At 61.7% G+C, this 16752-nt stretch carries 20 protein-coding genes, 1 tRNA gene and 1 other RNA gene; 14 read left to right on the top strand and 8 right to left on the bottom strand.

What is annotated here, in order from left to right; translation table 11 throughout:
- Positions 1-39: 39 nt before the first annotated feature.
- The 5 genes from VR863_RS06305 to VR863_RS06285 all read right to left on the bottom strand — a co-directional run bounded on the left by VR863_RS06305 (position 40) and on the right by VR863_RS06285 (position 1815).
- Positions 40-255 (bottom strand): DUF2842 domain-containing protein, encoded by a 216-nt coding sequence (locus VR863_RS06305; RefSeq protein WP_324827624.1) that lies wholly within the window; start codon positions 253-255, stop codon positions 40-42.
- A complete protein-coding gene (locus tag VR863_RS06300) occupies positions 252-833 on the bottom strand; it encodes a 5-formyltetrahydrofolate cyclo-ligase (protein ID WP_324827623.1) in 582 nt (193 codons plus the stop codon). Before VR863_RS06300 ends, VR863_RS06305 begins: the two co-directional genes overlap by 4 nt.
- A 95-nt stretch (positions 834-928) precedes the next feature.
- A non-coding RNA gene (gene ssrS, locus VR863_RS06295) (6S RNA) lies at positions 929-1098 on the bottom strand.
- Positions 1099-1108: 10 nt separating this feature from the next.
- Entirely contained in the window at positions 1109-1435 is a 327-nt protein-coding gene (locus VR863_RS06290) for a cell division protein ZapA (RefSeq protein ID WP_324827622.1), read from the bottom strand.
- Positions 1432-1815 carry a hypothetical protein gene (locus VR863_RS06285; RefSeq protein WP_324827621.1) on the bottom strand — a complete coding sequence of 128 codons (384 nt, stop codon included), beginning with the start codon at positions 1813-1815 and terminating at the stop codon, positions 1432-1434. Before VR863_RS06285 ends, VR863_RS06290 begins: the two co-directional genes overlap by 4 nt.
- Here VR863_RS06285 and tkt point away from each other — a divergent pair.
- From tkt to VR863_RS06260, 5 genes are all read left to right on the top strand, one after another.
- Positions 1814-3793 (top strand): transketolase, encoded by a 1980-nt coding sequence (tkt, locus tag VR863_RS06280; RefSeq protein WP_324827620.1) that lies wholly within the window; start codon positions 1814-1816, stop codon positions 3791-3793. The genes VR863_RS06285 and tkt overlap by 2 nt on opposite strands.
- A gap of 15 nt (positions 3794-3808) precedes the next feature.
- Complete coding sequence (gene gap, locus VR863_RS06275) at positions 3809-4816, top strand: type I glyceraldehyde-3-phosphate dehydrogenase (protein ID WP_324827619.1); 1008 nt, start codon at positions 3809-3811, stop codon at positions 4814-4816.
- A gap of 10 nt (positions 4817-4826) precedes the next feature.
- Positions 4827-6026 carry a phosphoglycerate kinase gene (locus tag VR863_RS06270; RefSeq protein ID WP_324827618.1) on the top strand — a complete coding sequence of 400 codons (1200 nt, stop codon included), beginning with the start codon at positions 4827-4829 and terminating at the stop codon, positions 6024-6026.
- Positions 6023-6478, top strand: a complete 456-nt coding sequence (locus VR863_RS06265) for a PaaI family thioesterase (protein ID WP_324827617.1) — start codon at positions 6023-6025, stop codon at positions 6476-6478. Before VR863_RS06270 ends, VR863_RS06265 begins: the two co-directional genes overlap by 4 nt.
- A gap of 143 nt (positions 6479-6621) precedes the next feature.
- Complete coding sequence (locus VR863_RS06260) at positions 6622-7509, top strand: fructose bisphosphate aldolase (RefSeq protein ID WP_324827616.1); 888 nt, start codon at positions 6622-6624, stop codon at positions 7507-7509.
- Between the two features lie 9 nt (positions 7510-7518).
- Here the strand turns inward: VR863_RS06260 and VR863_RS06255 are convergent, their stop codons facing one another.
- The gene (locus tag VR863_RS06255; protein ID WP_324827615.1) at positions 7519-7935 is read right to left on the bottom strand and encodes a hypothetical protein; all 417 of its coding nucleotides are present in this window, start codon (positions 7933-7935) and stop codon (positions 7519-7521) included.
- A gap of 80 nt (positions 7936-8015) precedes the next feature.
- On the opposite strand from VR863_RS06255, the gene thiE reads away from it, so the two are divergent.
- Genes thiE through VR863_RS06240 form a run of 3 tightly spaced genes read left to right on the top strand, consistent with a single transcriptional unit; the run spans position 8016 to position 10678 of the window.
- Positions 8016-8639, top strand: a complete 624-nt coding sequence (gene thiE / locus VR863_RS06250; RefSeq protein ID WP_324827614.1) for a thiamine phosphate synthase — start codon at positions 8016-8018, stop codon at positions 8637-8639.
- A gap of 53 nt (positions 8640-8692) precedes the next feature.
- On the top strand, positions 8693-9973 hold the full coding sequence (locus tag VR863_RS06245) for a L,D-transpeptidase family protein (protein ID WP_324827613.1): 1281 nt from the start codon (positions 8693-8695) through the stop codon (positions 9971-9973).
- A gap of 18 nt (positions 9974-9991) precedes the next feature.
- Positions 9992-10678, top strand: coding sequence for a M23 family metallopeptidase (locus VR863_RS06240; protein WP_324827612.1), 687 nt, complete (start codon positions 9992-9994; stop codon positions 10676-10678).
- Between the two features lies 1 nt (position 10679).
- On the opposite strand, the gene VR863_RS06235 is transcribed toward VR863_RS06240, so the two are convergent.
- Positions 10680-11024, bottom strand: a complete 345-nt coding sequence (locus tag VR863_RS06235; RefSeq protein ID WP_324827611.1) for an elongation factor P — start codon at positions 11022-11024, stop codon at positions 10680-10682.
- Positions 11025-11194: 170 nt separating this feature from the next.
- On the opposite strand from VR863_RS06235, the gene efp reads away from it, so the two are divergent.
- From efp to VR863_RS06205, 6 genes are all read left to right on the top strand, one after another.
- The gene (efp, locus tag VR863_RS06230; RefSeq protein WP_324827610.1) at positions 11195-11758 is read left to right on the top strand and encodes an elongation factor P; all 564 of its coding nucleotides are present in this window, start codon (positions 11195-11197) and stop codon (positions 11756-11758) included.
- A 5-nt stretch (positions 11759-11763) separates the two neighbouring features.
- On the top strand, positions 11764-12117 hold the full coding sequence (locus VR863_RS06225; protein ID WP_324827609.1) for a hypothetical protein: 354 nt from the start codon (positions 11764-11766) through the stop codon (positions 12115-12117).
- A gap of 10 nt (positions 12118-12127) precedes the next feature.
- Positions 12128-12949: an inositol monophosphatase family protein gene (locus tag VR863_RS06220; protein WP_324827608.1), complete on the top strand. Its 822-nt coding sequence runs from the start codon at positions 12128-12130 to the stop codon at positions 12947-12949.
- A gap of 41 nt (positions 12950-12990) precedes the next feature.
- Positions 12991-13075: transfer RNA gene (locus VR863_RS06215), tRNA-Leu, on the top strand.
- Between the two features lie 202 nt (positions 13076-13277).
- Positions 13278-15068 (top strand): SLC13 family permease, encoded by a 1791-nt coding sequence (locus VR863_RS06210; protein WP_324827607.1) that lies wholly within the window; start codon positions 13278-13280, stop codon positions 15066-15068.
- 29 nt (positions 15069-15097) lie between these two features.
- The gene (locus tag VR863_RS06205; protein ID WP_324827606.1) at positions 15098-16429 is read left to right on the top strand and encodes an amidohydrolase; all 1332 of its coding nucleotides are present in this window, start codon (positions 15098-15100) and stop codon (positions 16427-16429) included.
- A 114-nt stretch (positions 16430-16543) separates the two neighbouring features.
- Here VR863_RS06205 and VR863_RS06200 read toward each other — a convergent pair whose 3' ends face one another.
- Entirely contained in the window at positions 16544-16732 is a 189-nt protein-coding gene (locus VR863_RS06200; RefSeq protein ID WP_324827605.1) for a hypothetical protein, read from the bottom strand.
- Positions 16733-16752: the final 20 nt, after the last annotated feature.

The raw sequence follows: 16752 nt of genomic DNA, 5'->3' as shown, positions 1-16752 counted from the left end.
CTCAACCGTGAGGCTAGGAGAGGACGAAGAAGTTGGCAATCACCCCCAGCGGCCGGTTTCCATCCAGATGAGGAACCGGCGAAGCGCCAGCAGCCACGCAAGCCCCAGCGCCACGTAAACCAGTGTTTGCAGCAAAGTCGGCCAGGTGCCGATTACCTCGGGCACGTAACGGGCGATGACCAGGCCGTAGACCGCCAGTGCAAACAACAGGCCGAGCAGCCCAACGGGAATGCGCCAGGTGGGCTCGTTTCTCATTCGAACGGTCCATAAATGCGTGTGGGTGTGACGATTGCGGTCAACGACTGGTCGTGCGCTTCGATCGGCAGGGCATCAAGAAGCTGGCAATCCCACGCCAGCCCGATCGCGGTAGTTTGGGGATGGGCTGCCAGCCATCGGTCGTAATGTCCGCCGCCCTGACCCAGGCGCCCGCCCTCTGCGGTGAATCCGACCAGCGGAACGAACAGAATTCCAGGGACAAGGCTTTCGGTTGCCGCATCTGGCTGGAGCAGGCCGAACGGGCCGATTTCCAGATCGCTTTCGTCGAACGGATCGGTGAAATGGGCAAAATCCATCGGTCCGTTAGGTTCGGCAAAGCGCGGCAAGGACAGCCGGTGGCCGCGTTCGAACAGGAATTGCGCGTAAGACGTGGTGGGCGCTTCGTGCGGCGTCGCGTTGTAAAGGCCAATGTCGACGCCTGCAGGGACGAGGTCTAGAAGAGGTGCCGGGGGACGATGGAAAACCAGCCCGCGCATACTTTGCGGAAGTTGTTCCACATGGACCTTGCGCGCCTTGCGAAGCGATTTGCGAAGGTCATCCTTGTTTGCAGTGGTCACCGGCTCGTCTCTCCGTCCGGATTGCTGGTGCCGGACAATGGGCGGGCGCGGGGGCGGGCCGGGGCCGTTCCCCGGCGCCTGCCGGAATATGGAGTGGCGGAACCACCATGGGTCGTTGCCGGTGAAATCCTCTGACGCCTAAAGTGTCAGGTGGGGGCCGTGTTTCCCGGTTCCCAGGACGAACCCGTGTTCCAGGAAAGGGACAGCTCCCTAGGATTGCTTATAGCCTCAGGGATATTCTGCAGCTCGTGCCGGGCAGTACCGCCGCAGCCTATCTAGGCGCTTGGCTGCCCGCTCTCAAGGACTTGCGCGGCATTTTCGAGCGCGGTGGCAACCCTGTCCAGCTGTGCGGCTAGGCGTTCGGCATCGAAATCCGGTGCCGCCGTTGGCGCAGGCGCGGTTTTCTGCGCTTCGTCAACCTCATCCGCGAGCAGCAGCGCGGCGAAGAGCAGGTTCTTGGCTTCATTACTGGACAGGTTTCCGCCCATTCCGCCAAGCTTGGAATCCACGATCCCTGCCAGATGTTCGACATGGGCTTCCTGTCCGTCAGCGCAGGCAACGGTGTAGGTGCGTCCGCCAACCTTGAGCTTCACATCGCTCACTTCCCGAGCCCTTCGATCAGAGCGTCGAGCTGGGCGACGGTAGCGATAACGCTGCTGCGCAAGGCTTCATGGCGTGCGGCAAGTGCGCTGCCCGAAGCGGTATCGCCCGCAGGAGAATGCCGTGTCAGCGCGGCTTGGGTCTCAATTCGCGCCAAAGCGCGATCGATACGGTCCATCGCCTGTGAGATACGTTGTGTGGCCATTGCGGTTTCAAATACCAAGATTGGCCCGTGCAGGCAAAGGTTTGCCACCCCCTGTTGATAACTGGCTTTAGCCGGATCGCCGCTGTGCATGGGGAAGTGTCCGGGTTGACCTGCCGCGTCGCAGCCGCGATGGCTGCGCGCGCGTCGAATCAGCCATTTTCCGGAGAGCAGCAGCATGAGCCTTCCCACCGCACGTATGGCCCGGATGGCCAATGCCATCAGGGCCCTTTCGATGGATGCGGTGCAGGCGGCAAATTCCGGACATCCGGGTATGCCGATGGGTATGGCGGACGTCGCGACAGTCCTCTGGAGCGAATATCTGAAGCACGATCCCAAGGCCCCCGATTGGGCCGATCGTGACCGCTTCGTATTGAGCGCCGGACACGGTTCGATGCTTATCTACAGCCTGCTGCATCTTTCCGGCTACGCGGCCCCGACGATGGATGACATCCGCAATTTCCGCCAGCTGGGAAGCCCGTGCGCGGGCCACCCTGAAAACTTCCTTCTGGACGGCGTTGAACTGACCACTGGCCCGCTGGGTCAGGGACTAGCGATGGCTGTGGGCATGGCCATTGCCGAGCGGCATCTCAACACGGCATTCGGCGACGATATCGTCGATCACCGCACCTGGGTGATCGCCGGTGACGGGTGCCTGATGGAAGGTATCAACCACGAAGCGATCGGCATCGCCGGACACCTCAAGCTGGGCCGGATGGTCGTGCTGTGGGACGATAACAAGATCACCATCGACGGACCGACGGACCTTTCGACGAGCGAGGACATCAAGGCGCGCTACGAAGCGACCGGCTGGCATGTCGTGGAATGCGACGGTCATGATTTCGACGATATCCGCCGCGCGATCGACGAAGCGGTTGCAGACGAGCGCCCATCGCTGGTTGCCTGCCGTACAGTGATCGGCAAGGGCGCGCCGAACAAGCAGGGCACCAGCGCCACCCATGGCGCGCCGTTGGGCGACGAAGAGATTGCCCAGGCGCGGGACGTGCTCGGGTGGGACGCAAAGCCGTTCGAAATTCCGCAGGAAGTACTCGGCGACTGGGCCGGCACGGCGGATCGTGGCTCAAAGGCACATGGCGATTGGTCGGTCAGATTGGCCGGTAATCCCCAGCGTGCCGAGTTCGAGCGCCGCATGGCGGGCGAATTGCCGAAAGGCTTCAGCCTCGACGGCTACATCGAATCCCTCATGAAAGACCCGGTGAAGGTCGCCACTCGCAAGGCGAGCGAAATGGCGCTGGGTCAGATCAACGTCAAAATGCCCGAAACGATTGGCGGCAGCGCCGACCTGACCGGATCGAACAACACCAAGGCAGGCGGTATCGGTCCGCTTACGGCAGACGATTATTCGGGCCGCTACATCTATTACGGCATTCGGGAATTCGGCATGGCCGCCGCCATGAACGGCATGGCGCTTCACGGCGGCGTGGTACCGTATGGCGGCACGTTCCTGGTGTTCACCGATTATTGTCGCGGGGCGATCCGCCTTTCCGCGTTGCAGAAGTGCCGTGTGGTCTATGTCATGACCCATGACAGCATCGGCCTTGGCGAAGATGGCCCGACCCACCAGCCGGTAGAGCACGTGCAAAGCCTGCGGATGATGCCGAACCTGCTCGTCATGCGACCGGCGGACGCGGTAGAGACCGCGGAATGCTGGGAAATCGCATTGCGTCAGGGCGACCGTCCGACCGTGTTGGCCCTCTCGCGGCAGAATCTGCCCCAGCTGCGCAATTCCCCCGAAGAGATCGGCCTGAGTGCGAAGGGTGCGTATCGTCTGAAAAAGGCCGGGGCAAAGAGGCAGGTCGTTCTGGTCGCGACCGGGTCGGAAGTCCACGTTGCACTGGAAGCGGCGGAAGCGCTTGAGAAGCAGGGCGTTGGCGCGGACGTCGTTTCGATGGTCTGCACGCAATTGTTCGATGAACAGGACGCCGCCTATCGTGCCGATATCCTTCCGCGCGATGCGCTGAAGGTGTCGGTAGAGGCGGGCACGACCTTTGGCTGGGAACGATACATCGGTTGTGACGGGATTGCCGTCGGGATCGACCGCTTCGGCGCATCGGCCCCGGCCGAGGAATTGTTCGAGAAATTCGGTCTCACCGCGGACAGTATCGTTCCGCGGATCATCAATAAACTGAACGGTTAAGCAGGAGTTTTTCTCATGGCGACGAAGGTTGCAATCAACGGTTTTGGACGCATCGGCCGCCTGGTCGCCCGCGCAATTCTTGAACGTGACGATCACGATCTCGAACTGGTCAGCATCAACGATCTGGCCGACACGAAATCGAACGCCCTGCTGTTCCAGTACGACAGCACGCATGGCCGTTTCCCCGGAACGGTCGAAGTCGGTGAAGGCTTCATGACCGTGAACGGCAAGAAGATCGCGGTCACCAGCGAGCGGGATCCGGGTAACCTTCCACATGCGGCACAGGGTGTCGACATCGCGCTCGAATGCACCGGTTTCTTCCAGAGCCACGAAGCTGCCGAACCGCACCTCAAGGCCGGCGCCAAGCGCGTCCTGATTTCGGCCCCCGCCAACAACGTGTCGGCCACCATCGTTTACGGGGTGAACCACGAAACGCTGTCTGCGGACGATCTGATCGTTTCGAACGCCAGCTGTACGACGAACTGCCTGTCGCCAATGGCCAAGGTTCTCCACGACACTGTCGGCATCGAGCGTGGTTTCATGACCACGATCCACAGCTACACGAACGACCAGCGGATGCTCGATCAGATGCATTCCGATATGCGCCGTGCGCGTGGCGGTGCCCAGAACATGATTCCAACCACCACGGGTGCTGCGCGCGCCGTCGGCCTCGTTCTTCCCGAATTGAAGGGCAAGCTGGACGGATCGTCGGTTCGTGTGCCGACACCCAATGTCAGCCTCGTCGACCTGGTGTTCACGCCGAGCCGCGACACGACGAAGGAAGAGCTCAACGCGGCGCTCAAGGCCGCTGCCGAAGGGCCGATGAAGGGCGTGCTCGATTACACCGATCAGCCGCTCGTCAGCAGCGATTTCAACCACTACCCGGCAAGTTCGACGATCGACAGCCTCGAAACCTCGGTCATGGAAGGCAAGCTGTGCCGCGTTGTCAGCTGGTATGACAACGAATGGGGTTTCTCCAACCGCATGATCGACACCGCCGGAGTGATGGCGAAGTTCCTTTAAGGGCAGTATTATGAGCAAATTCAGAACCCTGGACGACCTTGGTGATATCGCCGGAAAGGTCGCTCTGGTGCGGGTCGACCTCAATCTGCCGATGCAGGAAGGCCGTGCAAGCGATGTAACGAGGGTCGAGGCAGCGATGCCTACGATCCTCGAACTCGCCGACAAGGGCGCCAAGGTTCTGTTGCTCGCCCATTTCGGGCGCCCTGCGGGCAAGCGTTATTCGACCATGAGCACCAGCATGGTTCAGGGCGATGTGGAGCGTGTGCTCAACCGTGAGATCATGTTCATCCCCGAGGTCAGCGGCCCCGTGGTTGAGCAATCCATCGGCATACTCGGCAATGGCGACATCGGGCTGATGGACAATGTGCGCTTCTGGCCGGGTGAAGAGGCAAACGATCCGGATTTTGCCAGGGCCATTGCCGCCCACGGCGACTTCTACGTGAACGACGCTTTTTCCGCCGCGCACCGCGCCCATGCAACGACCGAAGGGCTGGCGCATTTTCTGCCTGCCTACGCGGGCCGGGCGATGGAAGCGGAACTCAAGGCGCTCGACGCGGCGCTGGGAAATCCCGAGCAGCCGGTCGCCGCAGTCGTTGGCGGCGCGAAAGTGTCGAGCAAGCTCGATGTGCTCACCAATCTCGTGGGCAAGGTCCAGCACCTCATAATAGGTGGCGGCATGGCCAACACCTTCCTTGCCGCCAAGGGCATCGATGTAGGCAAATCGCTGTGCGAACATGACCTTGCCGACACGGCCCGCCGGATTCTGGACGAAGCGGGTCACGCCGGGTGCACCGTGCATCTGCCTTACGATGTTGTCGTGGCCAAGGAATTCGCCGCCAATCCCGCCAGCCTGCGGACGTGCAATGTCCACGAAGTCGAAGCGGATGAAATGATCCTCGATGTTGGTCCTCTGGCGGTCGAGGCGCTGGCCGATGTCCTCAAGACATGCCGAACGCTTGTCTGGAACGGACCGCTTGGCGCGTTCGAGACCGAGCCGTTCGATGCCGCAACGGTCGCCTTGGCCCGCACGGCGGCCGCGTTGACCCAGGACGGATCGCTCGTATCGGTTGCCGGTGGCGGTGATACGGTCGCCGCCCTTGCGCACGCCGGGGCGAAGGACGATTTCACCTTTGTTTCGACCGCAGGCGGCGCCTTCCTCGAGTGGATGGAAGGCAAGGAACTGCCCGGCGTCGCAGCGCTCGTCAAATGAGTGAAAACGAAGCGGTCGGCTCGACGGGCGGGCTTGTTCCGATCACGCAGGGCGAGTGGAGCGGTTGGTCGACCTGGAAGGGCGATGCCTTCGAGCAGCGTGCCGGCCCGTTCTTCGAACGCCGCGACCACGACGGCAGCTTCGTAACCGCATTCCGCGCTGAAGAACGCCATATGAATGGCGCTGGCTTCATGCACGGCGGGTGCCTGATGACATTTGCGGACAGCGCGCTGTTCACGATCGCGACCGAAGCGCTTGCAGGTTCGCACGGGGTGACGATGCACCTGGCGGGCGATTTCCTCGATCCCGCGCGCGTCGGCCAGCTTATCGAGGCGCGCGGCGAAGTTGTCCGCGCGGGCGGCAAGACACTGTATGTGGTCGGTATGGTCACAGCCGATGGCGCACCGGTGTTGAGCTTCAATGGGATCATCCGCAAGGTGCGCCGCAGCTGATCTTGCCGACCCCGCGAAAGCGGCTGTTCCCGAAGGCATGCACCACCCGAAATTCTGAGTAAGTTTCGCCCCACGCTGTTGCAGGTGCGAAATCGCCGCGTTATGTGGCCGCGCATACGAATGCACGCACATGGGGTTTTGCTATGACTTTCGATGAAATGAAGGCGCGGATTGCCGAAGGACAGGGCTTTATCGCCGCTCTCGACCAATCGGGCGGTTCGACCCCCAAGGCGCTGCAGGGTTACGGCGTTACCGATGATGCGTGGACGACCGAGGACGAAATGTTCGGCCTGATCCACGAAATGCGCCAGCGCATCATCGAAAGCCCGTGCTTCGGCAACGGCAAGGTCATTGGCGCAATCCTGTTCGAAAAGACGATGGAAGGCGACAGCGGCGGCAAGAGCGTTCCGGCGCGGCTGATGGAACGCGGGATTGTCCCTTTCCTGAAAGTCGATAAGGGGCTTGAGGACGAACGTGACGGCGCACAATTGATGAAGCCCAACCCGGGGCTTGAGAGCATGTGCGCCCGTGCTCGCGAACTCGGCGTGTTCGGAACGAAGATGCGTTCGGTCATCAAATCCGCCAATCCAGCAGGCATTAAGGCAGCCGTTCACCAGCAATTTGCCGAAGGCGCGCGGATCCTGGCCAGCGGCCTAATGCCGATGCTGGAGCCGGAATACGACATTACCGCGGCGGACCGTGCGGAAGGCGAAAAGATCATGCTCGCCGCCATTGAGGAAGGGCTGAACACCTTGCCCGAAGGTCAGCAAGTCATGCTGAAGCTTTCGATCCCGAAGGAAGCCGGGCTTTACGCCGGCCTGACGCGGCATCCCAAGGTTCTGCGCGTAGTGGCGCTTTCCGGAGGGTATTCGACCGACGAGGCCTGCGCCGAACTGGCCAGGAACCCTGGAATGATCGCCAGTTTCAGCCGCGGCCTGTTGCAGGACCTGCGGGCCACGCAAAACGATTCCGAATTCGACGGAACCCTGTCGGGCGCGATTGACCAGATCCACGCCGCCAGCGTCAGCTAGCGCACCCCGTTAGCCGGGGTCTTTGGCGTCCGCAAATGTGAAGCGGTATTGGCCCGACTGAAGTTCCGGGCTGGTCATCTTGTCGGGACCGGCATCGACAAGGGCTACGACCTGCCCGTGCGTTCCATAGGATTCGCCCAAGGTGATGTTGGCGGTATCGCGCCAGCCCGCACCATCGATGCGCGTTTCCACGATCAGGCGGCCCGCCCAGACGCACCGGGCGTTGATGGGGCAGCGGCTGTCTTCGACGATCCGTTTCGCGGTTACCGCGACATCGCCAACCAGCACGGGCTGGCCAAGTGGGACGGGAGTTCCCTGCGCCCAAGGCCTGCCTTCGACGTTGGGCGAATCGGGTACGACGACGCATCCGCCAAGGGGCAGGGCGAGAAATGCGATCGCGGCGAGCGTTTTTGCAGTCCGGTTCATCGCTCGCTGATAGCGCGCACCAGGCTTGCCGCAATCTGAATGCGTGACGAAACGCGCGCAGGTCGATACGGAGCGCAGCGATGACCGATTGCCAACTGTATCTTATCTCGCCGCTCGACGTGTCGGGCGAATTTCCCCAGCGGCTCGAACGCGCTCTCGATGCGGGTCCCGGCCTTGTCACGGCCTTCCAGTTCCGTGTGAAACGGCTGGACCAGCACGATGCCGCCCGTTTGGCCGAGCCGTTGCAGGCCATCTGCGCGGCCCGCGATGTCGCGTTCATCGTAAACGACGATATCGCGTTGGCGAAGCGCCTGCAGGCGGACGGCGTGCACCTGGGGCAGGACGACGGCGACCCGCGCCAGGCGCGCGAAGAACTCGGGCCCGACGCACAGATTGGCATCACCTGTCACGCGTCAAAGCACTTCGCGATGGAAGCAGGTGAAGCCAGTGCCGATTATGTCGCGTTCGGCGCGTTCTACCCCTCGTCAACCAAGGAAACCGAGCATCGCCCCGATGTCGAGATTCTCGAATGGTGGAGCGCGGTGTTCGAACTGCCGTGTGTTGCCATAGGCGGGATTACCCCGGCCAATTGTGGCCCGCTTATCAAGGCCGGTGCGGACTTCCTGGCAGTGTCGGGCGCAGTCTGGAACGGCGACGAAGTGGCGGCGGTAAAAGCATTTTCGGAGCAAATCGCCGCCGCGTGAGTTGTGTCACCTGAAGAGGGGCGGGTCGCGTCCCGTATTTCAGGGAGACCTTCATGCGCAATTTCATCGCCACCGTATCGCTTCTGGCCCTCGCCGCCTGCGGAATGTCCGGACAGGACAACGACGCCGCCGAGACCAATATCGCCGCCACCGCCGATAGTGGTTCCGAGTATGGGTACGAAACCTACGGCGATGACAATCTTGCCGATACGATGGCATCGAACGATGCCGCCTATGGCAAGGGCGACGCGATGCCAGGATCCGCCGACACGATCGCCGATCCGGAAGATCGACCGGTCATGCAGGCCCAGGTGGTTCTCGACAGGCGCGGGTTCGGTCCCGGTGTGATCGACGGCAAGATGGGCTTGAGCACCGAAAACGCGCTGCGCGGGTTTCAGGAAGCCAACAAGCTGGAAATCACCGGCAAGCTCGATACGAAGACAAGGTCCGCGCTGGAGCAATGGCGGGATATCCCCGCAACACGCGTCGTGACCATTCCGGCCAGTTGGTCGACCGAAACCTTTTACGAAATGCCCGATAGCCCGGCAGATCAGGCGAAGATGAAGCGTCTTGGTTACACCTCGCTTGACGAGAAGCTGGCAGAACGATTCCATACGACGGTCGATGTTCTCAAGCAGCTGAATCCCGGAGGAGTGCCTGCCGGTATGAAGGGTGGTGCATCGACAACCGGCCCTGCGAAGCGCGCGACCGCATCGGCCACGCCCACGCCTGCCAAGTCCGGTGCCGCGCAGAATGCCGAGGACGGGTTTACCCCGACCCCCAATAACGACAGCTTCTTCACCGCAGGGCGGCAAATCCGCGTTCCCAATATCGGTGCAGACCGGATTGCGCCGGGTAAGGTAGAAAAGGGCGACTGGCAGAAAACGCTCGCATCTCTGGGTGTCGGTACCGAACAGGCCGAAGTCACCAGGATCGTTGTGAGCGAGAAGGCCGGCACACTGAAAGCCTTCGATGCGGACGACAAGCTGGTGGCCATGTTCACCGTCACGACCGGAAGCAAGAACGATCCCCTGCCGATTGGCGAATGGAAAATTCTTGGCGTCGCGCGCAACACGCCGTTCGCCTACAATCCCGAATTGTTCTGGGACGTGTCCGACGATGAAGAAAAGCAGATGCTCCCTCCCGGTCCCAATGGTCCGGTCGGGGTAGTGTGGATCGACCTTTCGAAGGAACATTACGGCATCCATGGCACTCCCGAGCCTGAAACCATCGGCCGCACGCAGAGCCACGGCTGCGTTCGCCTGACCAATTGGGATGCGGCGCGCCTGTCCCAGATGGTGTCCACCGATACGCAGGTGATTTTCGAAGCCTGACGCGCTAGGCTGAAACCCATGACATTCATCGACCGGATACTCACTATCGTCGTCACCGCCACGGCCACCAGCGCAGTCTGGATCGTGGCGGGGGGGACGCTGATCGAAAATGCGAACAGCGCGAGTCAGCTGGAAACGACCCGTCCGGCTGACGCGGCGCCCAGTCCCTCACCATCGGCCAATGTCGGTGCGTCAGCGGGGCTGTCGGAAACGCAGGTTGCCGCTCCGCTCGATGAGATGGGTGCGATGGCGCCTGCGCCGGGCAGTCAGAACAGTCTGCTGGTTCCGGTGTTGAATGTCCGTCCAACCGATCTGACCGATACCTACAGCGATTCACGCGGCGGCGGGGAACGGCTTCACGAAGCGATCGATATCATGGCGCCCAAGGGAACCACGGTCGTCGCGGCGTCTCCGGGCGAGGTAGAGAAAATTTTCAAATCGGACGCTGGCGGTAACACGATCTATGTGCGGTCGACCGATGGCGAAACGATCTATTACTACGCCCACCTCGATCAGTACGCGGAAGGCCTGAAGGAGGGCCAGCGTGTGCGGCGTGGGCAGCGAATTGGCACGGTGGGGAGCACGGGCAACGCGTCCGATGAAGCCCCGCATCTGCATTTCGCGATCCTGCAGACGACACCGGATGCCGAATGGTGGGAACCCGCCCACGCGCTGAACCCCTATCCGATGCTGATCGGCGAATAGTTCAGTCGGGCAGCGGTCCAGCGCGGTGGCAACGCAAACGGCCGAGTTTGCCGTCACGCCCGACTTCCTGCAGCAGCCCGGAACTCAGCAGCATCAGCTTGACGCTTTTCAGGGGCCCGCGGGTGAAGATAACCTGCTTTCCCTCCATCAGATAGGTGCCGGTCCCCTTGCTGGTTTCATAGCTGGAGCCGCCGGTAATGGAGAAGCCACGGTTTTCCTGCTCGATCCAGGCGGCACCGGTAGCATCCCCGGGAAGGGCACACACATATTCGCCGCGTTCCAGCAACGCGAGCCGGCCCTGCGCAGCCACGGGTGCTGAAAGCGCCGCCAAGGCAGCAAAGGTCATCAGAAGTGGTTTCGTTTTTGTCATGTCTACCGTCCGGCATGCATATAACACCTGCGGCGCAGATTTTCCACTCGCCTTGCCCGATGCGGCGCACTGGGCTAAGGCGCGCGGCGCACAAAGCCACCCGCACGGGCTGGCACGCTCTTTTACAAGTCGAAGGTAGCTTCCCCATGAAGATCAGCGGCGTGGACATTCGTCCGGGCAACATCATCGAATACGAAGGCGGAATCTGGAAAGTAGCCAAGATTCAGCACACCCAGCCGGGCAAGGGCGGCGCCTACATGCAGGTTGAAATGAAGAACCTGCAGGACGGACGCAAAACCAACGTGCGCTTTCGCAGCGCCGACACGGTGGAGAAGGTCCGTCTCGACACGAAGGAATACCAGTTCCTTTACGAAGACAGCCCCCACCTGGTTTTCATGGATCAGGAAAGCTTCGAACAGATCAACCTCGATGCCGCCCTGCTGGGCGACGAGCGCCCCTTCCTGGAAGATGGCATGACCGTCACGCTCGAACTCTGGGAAGAAAAGCCGATCAGCGTTCAGTTGCCCGAACAGATCGAGGCCACCATCGTCGAAGCCGATGCAGTGGTGAAGGGGCAGACCGCCTCGTCCAGCTACAAGCCGGCCGTGCTTGAAAATGGCGTACGGGTCATGGTTCCGCCGCATATCGAAAGCGGCACGCGCATTGTCGTGAACGTCTACGATCGCGAATACGTGGGCAAGGCTGGCTAGGCCTCGTGGGGAAATCCATCGCCAGCCGGTTCGAGAACATCGACATCGAGAAGAGCGTTCTTCTCGGTGTGATCATCAACGATGACGAACTGACGCTGGACATGGATTTCTGCCTCGATCCGGCGCACGTGGACTATGAAGCCCCCGGCGTCGACGAAGAAGGCTGTTTCCACCCTGGTGCACTGAAGTTTGCGGGTATTACCAAGCTGACTTTGGAACGTGCCGAAGGCGAAGCGGGCGGAACCAACCGCCGCTTTGCAATCCATTCCTTCAATATTGAAGGCACCCGCTTCGACATGAGTTGCGAGTGGGGCGATATCCACCTTCAGGCGCGGTCGATCCGCGTCCTTACCGAATAAGAGAGTTACGATGGCCGTATTGTCGGGATTGATCCGCGTCATGGAAAAGGCCGCGCGCAAGGCCGGGGGCCGTCTGCGCCGCGACTTTGGCGAAGTGGAACACCTTCAGGTCAGCCGGAAAGGCCCTGCCGATTTCGTTTCCAAGGCGGACCGCATTTCCGAACGCACCCTTTACGACGAACTCCTTGCAGCGCGCCCTGACTGGGGTTTCGTGCTGGAAGAAGCCGGCACCATCGAAGGTGATCCGACCAAGCCGCGCTGGATTGTAGATCCACTCGACGGGACCAGCAATTTCCTTCACGGAATTCCGCATTTTGCGATCTCCATCGCCGCGCAGGAGCCCAAGCTCGACGGGTCGGGCTGGGGCGAAGTCACCGCTGGCGTCGTCTACAATCCCGTCACCGACGAAACCTTCTGGGCTGAAAAGGCCCGCGGTGCATGGCTGCACGATGGCCGCCTGCGCGTTTCGGCCCGTGGCCGGTTGTCGGATGCGCTGATTGCCACCGGCATCCCGTTCCAGGGCCATGGCGATTTTGGCGAATGGACGAAAATATTCTCGTCCATCGGGCCGCAGGTCGCCGGGATCCGGCGCAATGGTGCGGCTTCGCTCGACATGGCGTGGGTTGCAGCGGGCCGTTTCGATGGCTTCTGGGAAAGCGGCCTCAACGATTGGGATACGGCCGCAGGCTGTCTTATCGTGCGTGAGGCAGGCGGCTTCGTTTCCGATTTCCGCGGCCGTTCGCTGCCGATCCATTCGGGCCAGGTGCTTGCCGCCAACGACACGCTGCATTCCAAGCTGCACAAGCTGTTGGTCGGTGCATTGAAGGCTTGATGCCACGTCAAGGCGCGGCTAACCCGCGCTCCTTGTCCAGTGCCCCTGTGGTGGAATTGGTAGACGCGCTCGACTCAAAATCGAGTTTCTTCGGAAGTGCCGGTTCGAGTCCGGCCAGGGGCACCACACACATTCGATGAGCCGCAGACCGCCATGCGCGGTCGACCGCCAGCCGTCGCAAAACACACGGTTGCGGCAAGCGGCTTGATCGACCTGGCGGCGTTATGCGGCGCCCAAGCACTGCGAACGTGCAAAGCCTCGATTTAAAAACGCGAATTGCCTTGTTTTCCGCGCCAAGGGATGGAATCCCCGAAGGCGGATGATCGGGATGCCATCATATCACGCGATAGCGGCGATGATCGTCACCTTGTGGATGTTCGTCGCGTTTGCGCGCGGACGGATGTCGATCGAGATCATTTCGCTCCTGACGATCGCGGTTATCGCGGTGGGGCTGTATTTCTTCCCGCTTCCGGAAACCCAGCCGACGGACGGGCTGTCGCTCGCGTTCTCCGGCTTCGGCCACTACGCGCTCATTACCATCTGCGCCCTGATGATCATGGGGCGGGGGTTGGTCGTCACCGGTGCGCTCGATCCGGCGGCCCGGTTCCTCGAACGGTTGTTCAAGATAAACCTGCAGCTTGGCCTGCTGTTCTCGCTGGTTGTGACCTTCATCCTGTCGATGGGCGTGAACAACACGCCGGTGCTGGTCCTGCTGATGCCGATCTTCGTGCAACTGGCGCTCAGAGGCGCCTTGCCGGCTTCAAAGACGCTGATGCCACTCAACGCGGCCTCCCTGATGGGCGGGGTGGCGACTACGATCGGCACATCCACCAACATTCTGGTCGTATCGATCGCGGTTGATCTGGGTATGCCGGAAATGGACGTGTTCCATTTTACCCCGATCGTTCTCGTCGCGTCCCTGGTGGCGCTTCCCTATGTCTGGCTGGTGATGCCCCGGATGCTGGGCGACAACCGGGTGGAACGGGTTCACGCGCTGCGGCTGTTCGAGACCCGTCTGCGCGTGACCGAAAATTCGATCCTCAACGGGCGCGAATTGTCCGAAGTGTCTTCTCGGCTGCCCGCGGGAATCGAGTTTCACGACGTTCCGCCCGGCCTCCTTCGTCCGCATCACCGGCTGCGGATGACCGGCACGCACGATGCCATCGAAGAAGCCATGATCACGCTGCGCGGGGATGCCGCTCCAAGTTGGGTCATCGACCGGATCAAACGCCGTTCTGTCGAAATGGGAGTGGACATCGCGGTCGTGGAAATGATCGTGACGGCGGATTCCCGTCTGATTGGCCGCACATTGCCCAGTTCCGGAATCGCCGATCTCTACGGGGTGGCGGTAATCGGCGCGCATCGGCCCGAACGCCTGGTCGGCGAACGGGACAAGTTCTCGGAAGGCGGCGACCTGCGGTTTGCCGAAGGCGACGTTCTGCTCGTGATGGGCCTGCCCGACGACATGCAGCAATTCAGCCGCGCAGACAGTCTTCTGCAGCTGGAGGGCATCCGCGAGTTGCCGCGCCGGTCCAAGGCGACGCTTGCGGCCGCAATCATGGGCGGCTCTATCGTGTTTGCCTCCCTGGGGTTCGTACCGATCGCGATTGCGGCACTGGCTGGCGCCATTCTCATGTTCGTCACCGGCTGTGTCCGGTTCGACCGGGTGGGAAGGGCGCTTTCGGGAAGCGTTATCGTATTGGTGGCCGCCAGTATCGCGCTTGGCCGGATCATACTCGACAGCGGGGCGGCGGACTGGATCGCTGCGGTGATGGCGGCAGGTCTTGAATATCTGTCTCCGGCAGCGGCGCTCGCCGCAATCATGCTCACCATGACCTTGCTGACCAATTTTGCATCGAATGCGACCGCGGCGACCGTGGGCACGCCGATTGCCTTCTCGATTGCGACCAAGCTGGGGCTACCGCCCGAACCGCTGGTGCTGGCCGTGCTGTTCGGCTGCAACCTGTGTTACGCGACGCCCATTGCTTATCAGACCAACATGTTGATCATGGCCGAAGGGTCATACGTGTTCAAAGACTACATTCGCACCGGCTTGCCGCTGGTGCTGATCATGGTGACGGCGCTTTCGGTGGCGCTCGTCGTCACATACGGTCTGTAGCTTTTCGGGCCACAAGGGGAGATGATTTGATGCGGGTAATCGGGACAAGCGCGCTGGCCATGGCGGCGCTACTGGGCAGCATGCCGGCGCAGGCGAACGAATTGCGCGATGCCGTTGCGGCCGACCTGCCCGAGTTGATGGAGCTGTATCGCGATCTGCATGCAAATCCGGAACTGAGTTTTGCCGAAGTGCGAACGGCCGCCAAGCTGGCGGAACGGATGCGCAAGCTGGGCTTCGAAGTGACCGAAGGGGTCGGCAAGACCGGCGTGGTTTCGGTCATGAAGAACGGTGACGGGCCTACGGTCATGCTTCGTGCCGACATGGACGGGCTGCCCGTCGTCGAGCAGACGGGCTTGCCGTTCGCATCGAAGCAGGTTGCCACACCGGCAAGCGGCGTCACGACCGGCGTCATGCACGCCTGCGGACACGATACGCACATGACCGGTTTCATAGGTGCCGCGCAGCTTCTTTCCGAACGCAAGGACCAGTGGCAAGGAACGCTGGTCATGATCCTGCAACCGGCAGAAGAAGCAGGCGGCGGTGCGCGCGCGATGCTTGCGGATGGTCTCTACACCCGTTTTCCCAAGCCCGATTACGCAATCGCCTTTCACGATGCCGCGGCGGATAAGCCAGCCGGTACGATTGGCGTTTCTCCCGGCTATGCCCTGGCCAATGTCGACAGTGTGAACATCACGGTAAAGGGCGTCGGCGGGCACGGCGCCTATCCGCATACCACCAAGGATCCGATCGTGCTCGGCAGCGCGATCGTCATGCGGCTGCAAACGCTGGTCAGCCGCGAACTTTCGCCGCTGGAGCCTGGTGTCGTGACGGTCGGCAGTTTCCTGTCCGGCGCGAAACACAACATCATTTCCGATGAAGCGCGGATGCAGCTCACCGTGCGAAGTTATTCGGATGAAAGCCGCAAGCTCCTGCTCGACGGGATCGCGCGGATCGCCCGCGGCGAAGCGATTGCGGCCGGGTTGCCCGATGACATGATGCCGGTTGTCGAAGTGCAGGAATATTTCACTCCGGCAACCTACAACGATCCCGATTTCGCCGAACAGATGATGGCCGGATTTGCCACGCGTTTCGGTGAAGATCGCGTGGGAACGCAGCCACCGGTGATGGGCGGCGAAGATTTCAGCGAGTTCCGGCGCGCCGATCCCGAGAATATCAAATCGGTGATTTTCTGGATCAGCGGAACGCCCGAACACATGCTCACGGCGCTGAAGGACGAAGGCAAACCTCTCCCCTCGCTGCATTCGCCGTTCTGGGCACCCGACGCGGAAAAAGTCATCGCAACCGGTGCAGAGGCGCTGGCCAGTTCGGCCATGGATCTGATGCCCAGAGCAGGCGGCTAAATCCTTAGACCCTTGCCTTCCTGAACGTGTCGACCGCCGGAGCGTTGGGGCGCTCCGACGGTCGTATTCTCCTCCCCAGGAGAACTGGTAGCAATTTCGGCCGAAGCCGCGCGATCAGCCGTCGGACGGGACGTATGTTCCGAGGCGATGGTGCAGGGCGTTGATCCTGGCCAGTTCCTCGCGGTCGTCCGTCTGCCGTGCGTAGGCGGTAAGGGCGGTCCTCAGCAGCCGGAAATCCGCGGTCGAGAACAGCGCGCGGGCGCGGCCTGGTTCGCGGGGCGGTGCAGCGGTTTCTTCAGTCATGGTCCTGTCCTTTGAAAGGT

The sequence above is a fragment of the Qipengyuania zhejiangensis genome, assembly GCF_035607565.1.
GTDB classification, from domain to species: domain Bacteria; phylum Pseudomonadota; class Alphaproteobacteria; order Sphingomonadales; family Sphingomonadaceae; genus Qipengyuania; species Qipengyuania zhejiangensis.
The sequence above is the reverse complement of the archived record's forward strand: the minus strand, read 5'-3'. Positions and strand labels throughout refer to the sequence as shown.